This is a genomic window from Colwellia sp. MEBiC06753, assembly GCF_053470325.1.
In genome coordinates this window covers 156920-169784 of sequence record NZ_JBQMTM010000004.1, presented here as the reverse complement: position 1 = coordinate 169784, position 12865 = coordinate 156920, and the positions used below count along the sequence as shown (strand labels likewise).

Genomic DNA, 12865 nt, shown 5'->3' with positions numbered 1-12865 from the left:
GTAAGATGGAAAAAACATTTAATCCTTCTGATATTGAACAACAGCTTTATCAAAGCTGGGAAGAAAAAGGTTATTTTAGCCCTACTGGTGACGGCGATGGTTACAGCATTGCCATTCCACCTCCGAACGTCACTGGCAGCCTGCATATGGGGCATGCATTCCAACAAACGATTATGGATACCTTAATTCGTTACCAACGTATGCAAGGCAAAAAGACCTTGTGGCAATCAGGTACCGACCACGCAGGTATCGCTACTCAAATGGTAGTTGAGCGTAAAATTGGCGCTGAAGAAGATAAAACTCGCCATGATTATGGCCGTGACGCCTTTATCGACAAAATTTGGGAATGGAAAGCAGAGTCTGGCGGTAATATCAGCCAACAAATGCGTCGTTTAGGTAATTCTATCGATTGGACGCGTGAACGCTTTACCATGGATGAAGGCCTATCTAGCGCAGTAAAAGAAGTATTCGTACGTTTATACCAAGACGATTTAATTTATCGCGGTAAGCGCTTAGTTAACTGGGATCCAAAATTACACACGGCAATTTCAGACTTAGAAGTTGAGAACAAAGATAAAAAAGGCCACATGTGGCAGCTGCGTTACCCGCTAGCTAACGGTGTTAAAACTCAAGACGGCAAAGATTATTTAGTGGTAGCCACTACTCGCCCTGAAACCATGTTAGGTGATACCGGCGTTGCAGTTAACCCTGAAGATCCACGTTATAAAGACCTTATTGGTCAACACGTGTTATTGCCATTAGTTAATCGTTTAATTCCAATTGTTGGCGATGAACATGCCGATATGGAAAAAGGCACCGGCTGTGTAAAAATCACCCCAGCACATGACTTTAACGATAATGAAGTGGGTAAGCGCTGCGGCCTTGCCATGATCAATATCTTCGATAAAGACGCTGCAGTATTAGCTAACGCTGAAGTTTATGATACCAACGGCGAGCCGTCTGACGTTTTTGACAGTGCCTTACCTGCGGAATATGCAGGTTTAGATCGTTTTGATGCCCGTAAAGCGATTGTTGAAAAATTCGATGAGCTTGGTCTATTAGAAAGCATTAAAGATCACGACTTAGTAGCGCCATACGGTGATCGTTCTGGTGTAATTATCGAGCCACTGCTGACCGATCAATGGTATGTTCGTGTTGCGCCTTTAGCTAAACCGGCAATTGAAGCGGTTGAAAATGGCGATATTCAATTCGTACCAAAACAGTATGAAAACATGTACTTTGCCTGGATGCGCGATATTCAAGATTGGTGTATCTCGCGTCAATTATGGTGGGGACATCGCATTCCTGCATGGTATGACGACAACGGCAATGTTTATGTTGGTCGTGATGAAGCCGAAGTACGTGCGCAGCACGGTTTAAGTGAGGACGTGGCATTGCGCCAAGACGACGACGTACTTGATACTTGGTTCTCGTCTGCATTATGGACGTTCTCAACCTTAGGCTGGCCAGAGAAGACTCCTGATTTAAAAGACTTCCATTCAACTGACGTGTTAGTGACTGGTTTCGATATTATCTTTTTCTGGGTTGCTCGCATGATCATGATGACCATGCACTTCATCAAAGACGATAGTGGCAAACCACAGGTGCCATTTAAGCAAGTCTATGTTACTGGGCTTATTCGTGATGAAAATGGCGATAAGATGTCAAAATCTAAAGGTAACGTCATTGACCCATTAGATATGATTGACGGCATTTCGCTAGAAGCATTATTAGAAAAGCGCACTGGTAATATGATGCAGCCGCAACTAGCGCAAAAAATTGCTAAAGCGACGAAAAAAGAATTTCCTGAAGGTATTGAAGCCCACGGTACCGATGCCCTGCGCTTTACCTTAGCCGCATTAGCGTCTACTGGTCGCGACATAAACTGGGATATGAAGCGCTTAGATGGTTATCGTAATTTCTGTAATAAATTATGGAACGCCAGCCGCTATGTGTTAATGAACACTGAAGAGCACGATTGCGGTAAAGCGGTAGATGGCAAGCAACCAGAAATGAGCTTCTCACTAGCTGATCGCTGGATTATGAGCCAATTCCAACATACGGTTAAAGCTGTTCATGAAGCGTTTAATACTTATCGCTTTGATATGGCGTCACAAGCACTTTACGAGTTCACTTGGAACCAATTCTGTGACTGGTATTTAGAGCTAACCAAGCCAGTATTATTTAAAGGCAATGAAGCTGAGCAACGCGGAACACGCTATACCTTAGTAACGGTATTGGAAGGCTTATTACGCTTGATGCATCCAATTATGCCATATATCACAGAAACGATTTGGCAGCGTGTAATGCCACTGACTGATTTTGCCGCAACTGGCGACAGCATCATGGTTCAACAGTTCCCGCAATACGATGAAACCAAAGTTGATCGCCAAGCATCAACCGATTTAGAGTGGGTAAAACAGTTTATCGTTGCTATTCGTAATATTCGTGGCGAAATGGATATTGCGCCAAGTAAAGCATTACCTGTATTACTTAAAAACGTCGAAGCTGAAGATCAGCGCCGATTAGATGAAAATCAGCAGTTCTTAAGCTCGCTTGCCAAGCTTGAAAGCATTCAAGTGCTAGAAGCTAATGATGATGCACCCGCTTCAGCATCAGCCGTTATTGGTAATATGACAGTGTTAATTCCAATGGCGGGATTAATTGATAAAGATGCAGAGCTTGCACGTTTATCAAAAGCGATTGATAAACTAGAAAAAGACGCACAAAAAATCAAAGGCAAATTGAGTAATGAAAACTTTGTTAGTAAAGCGCCAGCCGCAGTTATTGACAAAGAAAATGCGAAATTAGCCGAAGCCGAAGCGGCATTAAGCAAAATGATCGCTCAGCGCGATGAAATAGCTGCGCTATAGAAAGTGCTGCCGTAAAGGTTATATCATCCCCAAAGGGCTGCTCATTTGCAGCCCTTTTTATTTTCACATCATAATTATGTAACAGAAATTCAGTAAGTTTTTGTATGCTTAATCACAATCTTTGTGTTAAGCTAGTTTCGCGTTGAGTTTTTGCGTTCGGATGAAGGTTTTAATTAGCTGCAAAGTAGTAAGTTAAGTCACCTGGCGCGTTAGTGTTATTGGAATACCTTCCTCTGTCTGTACTTTTGGGTAGAGGGCATTTACTCCGTGAACGGCTATTTTGGCCACTTTTTTAATATTTATGACTACGGGAAATGAAGGTATGTCTGATACAGTAACTGGTAAAGTAAAATTTTTCAACGAAACTAAAGGTTTCGGTTTCATCGAACAAGAAAACGGCCCTGACGTTTTCGTTCACTTCAGTGCGATCCAAGGTTCGGGTTTCCGTACTTTAACTGACGGTCAAGCTGTTTCTTTCAACGTTAAGCAAGGCCAAAAAGGTCCAGAAGCTGAAAACGTTAACGCAATCTAAGTAATACTTGATTGAAATAAAAAGCAGCCTAGGCTGCTTTTTTTGTGTCTGGAATTTGGTGCTAAAGGCGCTCAATTCAAGGAAAGGACAGCGCTTAGATATGGGGTTTTATTAAATCCAGCATTAGCTCGATATGATCATCGCGATCATTCAGTGCTGGAATGTAGTGATATTGCTCACCGCCAGCATTGATAAACACTTCACGGTTTTCTGAAACCAATTCTTCTAAGGTTTCTAAACAATCAGCACTAAACGCTGGCGACATAATGGCAATATGCTTATTGCCCTGTTTTGCCAACTCTTCCAAGGTTTCGTCAGTATAAGGCTTTAACCATTCTGCTGTACCAAAACGCGACTGGAAGGTCATGACAAAATCATCGTCAGTTAGCCCTAACTGCTCTGCGACTAAGCGCGTGGTTTTCGCGCAAAAGCAATAATACGGATCGCCATTTTCCAAAAACAGTTTTGGCATACCATGGTAAGACAATACCAATTTATTTGGCTTGCCATGCTGAGCAATATGTTCACTTACCGTATTGGCCAGCGCCTGAATATACAACGGATGATCATGATAACCACTAACAAAGTGAATGCTAGGGATCCAACGCCACTGCTGAATTTCTTTAACCACAGCATCAAACGCCGACGCTGTCGTTGGCCCTGCATATTGTGGGTATAATGGCAACACAATTAAATTATTAACCCCACGTTGCTGCAGCTTTTTAAGAGCGCTGCTCACCGAAGGGTTACCATAGCGCATCGCCACCTCAACAGATACATTTTCGCCATACTCACTATGTAACTGCTGTTTAACTTTGGCCATTTGCTGCTGACTAATGACCAATAAAGGTGAACCTTCGTCGGTCCAAATACTTTGATAAAGTTTCGCTGACTTTGCCGGACGAATGCGCAAAATAATGCCATGTAGAATGATCATCCAAGCAATGCGTGGTATTTCTACCACACGAGGATCAGATAAAAATTCTTTTAAATAGCGCCTTAACGCGCCTTCTGTTGGTGCATCGGGTGTGCCTAAGTTTACTAATAGCACACCGGTTTTTAATGATTTGTCGTGAACACTCTTATCTAAGCCGGTATAACGAGACATACTACTTACTTATCTCCAAAACAATTATAAAACGACTTCTATAGCCTGAATAAATTCCGCATCATCAGGTGCTACACGGCTATTAAAATGTTGAATGTTTTTGCCATCTTTAGAAACTAGGTATTTATAAAAATTCCATTTTGGCGAAGTAGTTTCATCACCTAAATGTTTAAACACTGGATTAACATCTGAGCCTCTGACCGCTGTGGTCTGCAGCATGGTAAACGTTACGCCATAATTAACAAAACAGACTTTTGCCGTGTCTTTTTCATCATCTTCTTCTTGAAAGAAGTCATCCGATGGAAAGCCAATAACCACTAGGCCTTGAGCTTGATATTTCTTATGTAGTGCTTCTAGCCCTTTAAACTGCGGTGTAAAACCACAATTAGAAGCCGTATTAACTAATAACACCGGCTTGCCAGCAGTAAGTTTGCATAAATCAACTTCGTCGCTTGCATGCAATTTTCTAAATTTATGATCTAAAAATGCCAGGCACTGATTCGCCTGTTTAACCTGTTGTTCATCACCAACTTCAGGGGCTGCAACAGCCATAGTTATATTTACCAACAGCACTAATGATAGTATCGCGATTTGTTTCAGCATTATCGACCTCTTGTCTAAGCTTAGTTACCTTAGTGATTTATTCAACTAACGTATTAATTTCTAAAGATATTGTTTCTGTAGTGCTCACGGCAATATTCTTAACTTCAGCTTTCATATCACCCGGCTTAATACCTGCGCCACCTAGTTTTGATACCACCGCATAAATATTCACCCTTTCAACACTACTTAAGTTCATTTGCGGGCTCATGGCTCTGGCATTGTTAAGTACAACATTGACAGGCAAATCAGAAGCCATCAGTTTAACTGCCGCTACTGGCATTCTTCCGCCATTGGCAGGCACCGCATAAACAAATACGACCTTATCTTCACCTTGGTTCAATTGTGCTAAAAATTCTTCACTTAATGTCACCGCTACGGTTAATTCAGGTCCAACTTCTGCATTTTGATCGTTACTTTCTGCATCATTAGTCAGCCCTAAACGTGCTTTTGCCTCATTTACCGCTTGGGTTAACGCCGCAACATTGACGGTAGGTCTAGCATCATCAATCACTTTTTGCCAAAAGCCAATTGCCGCCTGATAACTTTGATTCATAAAGTTATGCATACCCAGCAAGATATTAGTCGACGGATCATTAGCATCAATTGTCAACGCTTGATCAATGAGCGCCTGCACTTGTGGCGTAATTTGCTGCTGTGCTGCGTAATAGCTAGCTTGCGCTTTTGCCCCTAATAAATCGGCATGAATACCTTCAATGGCAATGACTTGATCAAATGCCTTAATCGCTTGTTCAAACTGGCCAGCACTCACATACATTTGCCCTAAGCTATACCAAGTTTCAGGGTTAGTAGCATCAGCCTGAGTTAATTGTTCTAAACGTTCAACTTCCGCTAAAATTTGCTGTTGCTGATCCATCATTTGTTGCTGCTGTTGAGCACTAACACGAGGTTCAGACAGTTTTTGATATGCCCCTTGCTTGCTATACATTACAAGGCTAAAAACCAAGACAAAAATACTTAAGCCAATTGGCCATAACACAGATAATGACCGAGAACTGCGCAGTTTAGTCGCTTGTTCCGCTTTATTTTGTTCAATATCTTGCAATAAGCTTTTATCTAACTCTGCCAGCAAATAATCATAACTTTCTTGATCGATATTGCCTTCAGCAAAGTCATGTTCAATTTCAACTTTATGCTCTTTATACAAGGCAATATTAGTTGTTTCACGCTCTTCACTTTCGCCAGTAGTTGATGGTAATTTCGCTGACTTAATAAAATGCCACCAAATAATGGCCAACAGCAAAATAATAAATAAAACAATTAAAACCAAAACTTCAAACATAGCTTACTCTTTTTCTTTTAGAATGGCGTCGAGCTTAGCTTTTTGCTCGTCAGATAAGGCTAACTCTTGGCGACTAACCGCTTTTTTTCTCGCAACCACCACCACAATAACCACACCAATAAATAACAAAATGGCCGGGCCAAACCATAGGATGTAGGTGAGTTCATTTACTCTTGGTCGATATAAAACAAACTCTCCATATCGGTCCACCATGTAGCTGGTAATTTCCATATCGGCTTTGCCTTCTTTAAGCATGGTATAAACTTCATGACGCAAATCGACAGCAATTTGCGAGTTTGAATCAGCTAAGTTTTGATTTTGACATTTTGGACAGCGCAACTCTTTGACTAAGGCTTTATAGCGAGTTTCCATGACCGGATCATCAAAACTATAAGTGTCACTTGGCATCGCCTGAAGGTCGGTAGCAAACAGCAGGCTGAAGAATAATAAGGCACTGAAACGCTGAACTATTTGAACTAACATCACTATTCCCCTCGCGCTTTTTCTTGTTTAATCATTTTAACCAAAGGCGCAAATTCTTTTTGCCACACTTTGGCGTCAATCGGGCCAGCAAAGCGTTTACGAATAATGCCGTGATGGTCAATAACAAAGGTTTCAGGGGCTGCATACACGCCAAGATCTAGCCCAAGGCGACCTTGGTCATCAAACACTGAAAACAGATAAGGGTCACCTAAATCTTCTAGCCATTTCACTGCCAGTTCACGTTCATCTTTGTAATTTAAACCATAAAGCTTAACGTCTTCATTTTTTGCGACATCCAAAAGATAAGGATGCTCATAGCGACACGACGGACACCAAGTTGCCCAAACATTCAGTAAGACAATATCACCCGCTAAATCACTTTCGCTGACTTGGGTATTTTCATCAAGCAACTTGGTCAACGTAAAGCTTGGTAGTGGTTTTCCTACCAACGCTGACGGTAATTCCTGAGGATTTAAAAACAAACCGCGATATAGCACTGCACCTAACGCGATAAAAACAATTAGTGGTAAAAAACGTATTAATTTTGCCATAAAGATTCTTTCTTAAATTCTTTTTATAGTGAAAAGGTTATAACGCCGAGGCATTAACATTGGCGCTTACAGCTGGTGCTGCTTTTGCCACTTTTCTGGCTTGGCGTTGACGATAACGTTTATCCAAAATCGACATTAAGCCACCAATACCCATAAAGATCGCCCCTAACCAAATCCATCTTACAAATGGCTTGATATGCACACGAATAGCCCACGCTCCTTGTTCTAGCGGATCACCTAATGCCACATAAACATCACGGAATAAGCCTGGATCAATTGCCGCTTCGGTCATACCCATGGTTTGTACCATATAAGTTCTACGCTCTGGCTGTAATAGCGCGATAAATTTATCGTCTTTATAGACCTCAATTTGGCCTTGCTCCGCTGAATAATTCGGCCCTTTCACTGGTGTAATACCGTTGAAAGCTATGGTAAAGCCATCAACATTTACTCTATCGCCGGCTTCCATTCGAACGTTAGTTTCGGTTTCATATACTGAAACCAAAGTTACACCAACAATTGTCACCGCAATACCGAAGTGAGCCGCGGTCATGCCCAACTGGCTCATGCTTAATTTACCGGTTTTTCTTAAGGTGATAATCGCTTCTTTAATTACTACGCAAGCTACCCAAGTTGCTAAACCAATGCCTAGGCTTACTAACCAGTCAAATTCGCCGCCATAAATAAATGGGAAAATAATGCCGACAAAGACGCTGACTAGAGTAATAGGATTAATTTGTTTTCTGAGCTCGCCTTTTTTCGCTTTTTTCCAGCGAATCAATGGTCCTATACCCATGGCAACAAATAATAAGCACATCATAGGAACAAATACCGCATTAAAATACGGTGGTCCTACGGAAATTTTGCCAAGCCCAAGCGCATCAATAAACAGCGGATATAAAGTGCCTAACATCACCGTTACCGCGGCAGTAACCAAAATCACGTTCGCGACTAATAATGCCGTTTCACGCGAATAAAATGAGAAACGCGAAAAACTTTGCACATTGCTGGCGCGCAGTGCATAAAGCGTAAGTGAACCACCAACAGCTATCGCTAATAGTAATAAAATAAATGAACCACGGGTTGGATCGGCAGCAAACGAATGCACAGAAGTAATTACCCCTGAACGCACAATAAAGGTGCCAAGTAAACTCAAGCTAAAAGCGAAAATGGCTAGCAGTACTGTCCAGTTTCTAAAGGCGCCACGTTTTTCGGTTACCGCTAAAGAATGAATTAATGCAGTGCCAACAAGCCAAGGCATAAACGAAGCGTTTTCTACTGGATCCCAGAACCACCAGCCGCCCCAGCCAAGTTCGTAGTACGCCCACCAGCTGCCTAAAGCAATGCCTAAGGTTAAAAATATCCAAGCGCCAACTGTCCAAGGTCTTGACCAACGTGCCCATGCCGCATCCATTTTGCCGCACATTAATGCCGCAACAGCAAAGGCAAACGCAACGGAGAAACCAACATAGCCCATATAAAGCATGGGTGGATGCACTATAAGGCCAATATCTTGCAATAAAGGATTTAAGTCTCGTCCTTCCATTGGCACATTCGGCCATAAGCGCTCGAACGGGTTAGACGTTAATAGCGTGAACGCCATAAAGCCAACGGCTATCATGCCCATAATCGCCAGCACCCGAGCAATAAACTCTGGCTCAATGTTTTTGCTAAAACTCGCAACCGCCATTGTCCATGCCGTTAAGGCAAACACCCATAACAATAATGACCCTTCATGACCGCCCCAAACCGCACTTATTTTAAAGTAATACGGCAGGTGGCTATTGGAGTGGCTGGCGACATACATCACCGAAAAGTCATCAACTACAAAGCAGTATCCCAAGATAACAATACTGATAGTAGTAAAAATAAACATGCCAAACGTCAATGGTTTAGCATAACTGGCTAGTTTAGGTTGATTAACGAATACGCCAACAAGTGGCACAATAGATAAGCAAATAGCAAACGCCATGGCAATAATCAGGGAAAAATGCCCTAACTCAGGGATCATGAACTTCTCCAATGCAATGTAATAATGTCGCTGCTGGTTATTTTGTTTATTAGCAGTCGATAAAGCTGGTGAATTCTACCACTAAAGAAGTCTAATTTTCAGCTTTTTCGCCGAGCAAATTTACGACAAAATGCGACAAAAGCTGATTTAACGCAATAAATGATTAGCCACGGCGACCGACACTGTTTCGCTCAGCCAGTTTTGTAGTATGATAGGTCGCATTATCTAACGGTAACGACAAAAATAGCGTTCGCCTTAACCTAAATAAAATGAAGTAACCCTTTGTCAGATTCATCAGCCCTGCTCCAAGCCCACCAATTAACCTGTATTCGTGAAGATCGCATTCTGTTCGAGCAGCTGTCGTTTGACATTCATGCTGGCAATATTGTGCAAATTGAAGGGCCGAATGGCGCAGGAAAAACTAGCTTATTACGCTTGTTAGCTGGACTGTCTTCACCGTATGAAGGTGAAATTCATTATTTAGGCCAAGCAATTAATGAGCAGCGAGAACGCTTTACCAGCGATTTACTTTATATCGGCCATATGCCGGGGGTAAAATCAGAGCTTACCGCTCAGGAAAATCTAGCGTTTAATTTAAGCTTACATGGGCAAGCTGCTGACAATGCTGAAGCTGTACTAGCAAACGTTAATTTACTAGGTTTTGAAGATGCACCAGCCGCGCAATTAAGTGCCGGTCAGCATCGCCGTATTGCACTAGCAAGATTGTGGCAAACTGATGCGAAAGTTTGGATCCTCGATGAACCATTTACCGCCATTGATAAACAAGGGGTCAAAGCGTTAGAGCAACGTTTTATTGAACACACTGACAACGGTGGCTGCGTTATTTTGACTACCCATCAAGATTTATCAATTCCCGCAGATAAATTTCGCAAAATTACCCTAGCCTACAGGTTTTATTAATGTCGACGTCACTTTCATATCGCAAAGCCTTTAGCTTAATTTTAAAACGCGACTTAACCATAGCTTTTCGCCATAAAGACGAAATGCTTAATCCACTGTTATTTTTTATTATTGTGGTCACCTTATTCCCGTTAGGTATAGGCCCTGAAGTTAATACGCTATCAAAAATTGCACCAGGCATTATTTGGGTGTCTGCCTTACTAGCTACTTTACTCTCGTTAGATCGATTATTTAAAAGTGACTTTGCCGATGGCTCATTAGAGCAATTTCTAATTAGCCCGCAGCCACTATTTATTTTTACCTTGGCTAAAATCACCGCCCACTGGTTGCTCACTGGCCTGCCGCTAATTTTAGTGGCGCCAGTACTGGCCGTGTTGCTGCATTTACCCGAACAAAGCTATCAAGCATTATTTATCACGCTATTACTGGGTACGCCGGTACTAAGTTTCATTGGTGCCATTGGCGCAGCCCTAACCGTTGGCATTAAAAAAGGTGGCGTGTTATTAAGCCTTATCGTTTTACCTTTGTATATTCCAGTACTAATTTTTGCCACCAGTGCAATTGATACTGCCAGCATGAACTTACCCTACAGCGGACAACTTGCTATAATTGCCGCGCTATTTTTTGGCTCTCTAACACTGACCCCATTTGCAGTAGGAGCCGCATTAAAAGTGAGTACAAACTAAATGTGGAAATGGTTACACCCTTACGCCAACCCTGAAGTGTCTTATCACTTTACTGGTAAACTCAAACCTTGGTTTGGTTGGTTAAGCGCTATCTTGCTATTGGTTGGTCTTATTTGGGCACTATTATTTGCGCCTGCCGATTATCAACAAGGCGATAGCTTTCGTATTTTTTATATTCATGTGCCAAGCGCTATTTTATCTATGGGGATTTATTCCACCATGGCAATTGCCGCCATTAGCAGCTTGGTCTGGCAATTAAAACTTGCCGATGCCGCTGGTGCTGCCTTAGCACCTATTGGCGCAGTGTTTACCGCTATTGCGCTGATTACTGGCGCTGCTTGGGGTAAGCCAATGTGGGGCACTTGGTGGGTATGGGATGCACGTCTAACATCAGAGCTGATTTTATTATTTTTATATTTAGGTGTAATTGCCCTGCACAGCGCATTTGACGATAAGCAAATGGCGGGTAAAGCTGCGGGCATATTAACGTTAGTCGGCGTGATTAACTTACCGATAATCAAATATTCGGTAGAATGGTGGAACACCCTGCATCAAGGCGCGACGGTTTCTAAACTTGGCGCACCTGCTATGTCTGCTGATATGTACTGGCCGTTCTTAGTATGCTTTATCGGCTTTAGTTGTTTAGTCGGTTTTATTATGTGTATGCGTTTTCAAACAGAGATTCTTGCTCGCAATAAAATGCGCCCTTGGGTGAGACAACTGGTTTGCCCTGAACTTAGCAATAGCAATGGCGGAGGCAAACACTAATGCAATTTGACAGCTTTGCAGCATTTCTCGATATGGGCGGTTATGGCTTTTTTGTTTGGCTGAGCTTTGGTATATCGGCAGCACTATTGGGGCTACTGATTTTTGCCAGCTCGAAATCTGCCAGTAACACTCGCCTGCAAATCGCTCGACAAATTAACCGCGAACAAAAATTAAAGCGCGCTGCCAAGCAGCAACAGCAAGAGGTAAACAATGAATCCTAGAAGAAAAAAACGATTAACCATCGTTATTTCAGTACTTTCAGGTCTTGGTATAGTGTTGGGTTTAGTGCTTTACGCATTAAGCCAAAATATTGATTTATTTTATAAACCATCAGAAATTCACCACGGTAAAGAAGATACTGGCTTAAAAGCACAAATTGGCCAACGTATTCGTGTCGGTGGCTTAGTGGTTCCAGGCAGTGTGAAACGTGATGAAAACAGTTTAAAAGTTAGCTTCAAGTTAGCTGATATGAAAATGCCGATTAGCTTTAACGACGCAGACCCAATGATCACGGTGAAATACGACGGCATATTGCCTGACTTATTCCGCGAAGGTCAGGGTATTGTTGCCAACGGCACCTTAGCCAATGGCTTTATTATCGATGCCAGCGAAGTGCTAGCTAAGCATGATGAAAACTATATGCCGAAAGAACTAGCTGACGAAGCAGGCATTAAGCATGAAAAAGCGGGCTACCAACCTGCTGCTGATACTAACTAGTTCACGTTACTGAGCGCTACTGAGCGCTTTCAGTTACTTTTAATTATCTGAAAATCGAGGCTTAACCCTCGATTTTTTATTGTCTGTTCTTTCCTATATCTAAGAAACTGGCAACTCTTAGTTATATGCAATAGTCGCATATGGCAAACGGCGGACTTTTACTAATATCAAACTTATCGCGTCATTGCGGAGAAGGCCGCAATCTCCTAGATTTAAAGAAAATTTTTTAATGCTCTGCTCAATTGCTGAAGATCCCGTGTAAAAGCATCACGGGATGACGACAGTTATTTGTAGTTTGGCTGATTGTATTAA

The 12865-nt window shown here is 42.2% G+C and carries 13 protein-coding genes; 7 read left to right on the top strand and 6 right to left on the bottom strand.

The features are described 5' to 3' along the window. The first annotated feature begins 5 nt into the window (after nucleotides 1–5). Entirely contained in the window at nucleotides 6–2873 is a 2868-nt protein-coding gene (locus tag ACOB82_RS05175) for a valine--tRNA ligase (protein ID WP_448211876.1), read from the top strand. A 322-nt stretch (nucleotides 2874–3195) separates the two neighbouring features. Then, nucleotides 3196–3405 carry a cold-shock protein gene (locus ACOB82_RS05170; protein ID WP_448211875.1) on the top strand — a complete coding sequence of 70 codons (210 nt, stop codon included), beginning with the start codon at nucleotides 3196–3198 and terminating at the stop codon, nucleotides 3403–3405. Nucleotides 3406–3499: 94 nt separating this feature from the next. Here ACOB82_RS05170 and hemH read toward each other — a convergent pair whose 3' ends face one another. From hemH to ACOB82_RS05140, 6 genes are read right to left on the bottom strand one after another with little or no spacing between them, the layout of a single operon-like run. Continuing rightward, on the bottom strand, nucleotides 3500–4513 hold the full coding sequence (gene hemH, locus ACOB82_RS05165; RefSeq protein ID WP_448211874.1) for a ferrochelatase: 1014 nt from the start codon (nucleotides 4511–4513) through the stop codon (nucleotides 3500–3502). A 24-nt stretch (nucleotides 4514–4537) separates the two neighbouring features. After that, complete coding sequence (locus tag ACOB82_RS05160; protein WP_448211873.1) at nucleotides 4538–5116, bottom strand: glutathione peroxidase; 579 nt, start codon at nucleotides 5114–5116, stop codon at nucleotides 4538–4540. Between the two features lie 37 nt (nucleotides 5117–5153). Further along, on the bottom strand, nucleotides 5154–6416 hold the full coding sequence (gene ccmI / locus ACOB82_RS05155; RefSeq protein ID WP_448211872.1) for a c-type cytochrome biogenesis protein CcmI: 1263 nt from the start codon (nucleotides 6414–6416) through the stop codon (nucleotides 5154–5156). 3 nt (nucleotides 6417–6419) lie between these two features. After that, nucleotides 6420–6899 (bottom strand): cytochrome c-type biogenesis protein, encoded by a 480-nt coding sequence (locus ACOB82_RS05150; RefSeq protein WP_448211871.1) that lies wholly within the window; start codon nucleotides 6897–6899, stop codon nucleotides 6420–6422. A 2-nt stretch (nucleotides 6900–6901) separates the two neighbouring features. Beyond that, nucleotides 6902–7450, bottom strand: coding sequence for a DsbE family thiol:disulfide interchange protein (locus ACOB82_RS05145; protein ID WP_448211870.1), 549 nt, complete (start codon nucleotides 7448–7450; stop codon nucleotides 6902–6904). 37 nt (nucleotides 7451–7487) lie between these two features. Then, nucleotides 7488–9461, bottom strand: a complete 1974-nt coding sequence (locus tag ACOB82_RS05140) for a heme lyase CcmF/NrfE family subunit (protein ID WP_448211869.1) — start codon at nucleotides 9459–9461, stop codon at nucleotides 7488–7490. A gap of 282 nt (nucleotides 9462–9743) precedes the next feature. Between ACOB82_RS05140 and ccmA the strand changes: the two genes are divergently transcribed. Genes ccmA through ccmE form a run of 5 tightly spaced genes read left to right on the top strand, consistent with a single transcriptional unit; the run spans nucleotide 9744 to nucleotide 12553 of the window. Beyond that, a complete protein-coding gene (ccmA, locus tag ACOB82_RS05135; RefSeq protein WP_448211868.1) occupies nucleotides 9744–10382 on the top strand; it encodes a cytochrome c biogenesis heme-transporting ATPase CcmA in 639 nt (212 codons plus the stop codon). Continuing rightward, entirely contained in the window at nucleotides 10382–11068 is a 687-nt protein-coding gene (ccmB, locus tag ACOB82_RS05130) for a heme exporter protein CcmB (RefSeq protein ID WP_448211867.1), read from the top strand. Before ccmA ends, ccmB begins: the two co-directional genes overlap by 1 nt. Then, on the top strand, nucleotides 11069–11836 hold the full coding sequence (locus tag ACOB82_RS05125; protein ID WP_448211866.1) for a heme ABC transporter permease: 768 nt from the start codon (nucleotides 11069–11071) through the stop codon (nucleotides 11834–11836). Further along, nucleotides 11836–12057, top strand: a complete 222-nt coding sequence (gene ccmD, locus ACOB82_RS05120; RefSeq protein WP_448211865.1) for a heme exporter protein CcmD — start codon at nucleotides 11836–11838, stop codon at nucleotides 12055–12057. Before ACOB82_RS05125 ends, ccmD begins: the two co-directional genes overlap by 1 nt. Continuing rightward, a complete protein-coding gene (gene ccmE, locus ACOB82_RS05115) occupies nucleotides 12047–12553 on the top strand; it encodes a cytochrome c maturation protein CcmE (RefSeq protein ID WP_448211864.1) in 507 nt (168 codons plus the stop codon). Before ccmD ends, ccmE begins: the two co-directional genes overlap by 11 nt. Nucleotides 12554–12865: the final 312 nt, after the last annotated feature.

Excerpts from the sequence above, each read along its gene's own strand:
- hemH (WP_448211874.1), bottom strand. The coding sequence starts at position 4,513 with ATGTCTCGTTATACCGGCTTAGATAAGAGTGTTCACGACAAATCATTA.
- ccmD (WP_448211865.1), top strand. The coding sequence starts at position 11,836 with ATGCAATTTGACAGCTTTGCAGCATTTCTCGATATGGGCGGTTATGGC.
- ACOB82_RS05175 (WP_448211876.1), top strand. The coding sequence starts at position 6 with ATGGAAAAAACATTTAATCCTTCTGATATTGAACAACAGCTTTATCAA.
- ACOB82_RS05160 (WP_448211873.1), bottom strand. The coding sequence starts at position 5,116 with ATGCTGAAACAAATCGCGATACTATCATTAGTGCTGTTGGTAAATATA.
- ccmE (WP_448211864.1), top strand. The coding sequence starts at position 12,047 with ATGAATCCTAGAAGAAAAAAACGATTAACCATCGTTATTTCAGTACTT.
- ACOB82_RS05125 (WP_448211866.1), top strand. The coding sequence starts at position 11,069 with ATGTGGAAATGGTTACACCCTTACGCCAACCCTGAAGTGTCTTATCAC.
- ccmI (WP_448211872.1), bottom strand. The coding sequence starts at position 6,416 with ATGTTTGAAGTTTTGGTTTTAATTGTTTTATTTATTATTTTGCTGTTG.
- ACOB82_RS05145 (WP_448211870.1), bottom strand. The coding sequence starts at position 7,450 with ATGGCAAAATTAATACGTTTTTTACCACTAATTGTTTTTATCGCGTTA.
- ACOB82_RS05170 (WP_448211875.1), top strand. The coding sequence starts at position 3,196 with ATGTCTGATACAGTAACTGGTAAAGTAAAATTTTTCAACGAAACTAAA.
- ACOB82_RS05150 (WP_448211871.1), bottom strand. The coding sequence starts at position 6,899 with ATGTTAGTTCAAATAGTTCAGCGTTTCAGTGCCTTATTATTCTTCAGC.
- ACOB82_RS05140 (WP_448211869.1), bottom strand. The coding sequence starts at position 9,461 with ATGATCCCTGAGTTAGGGCATTTTTCCCTGATTATTGCCATGGCGTTT.
- ccmB (WP_448211867.1), top strand. The coding sequence starts at position 10,382 with ATGTCGACGTCACTTTCATATCGCAAAGCCTTTAGCTTAATTTTAAAA.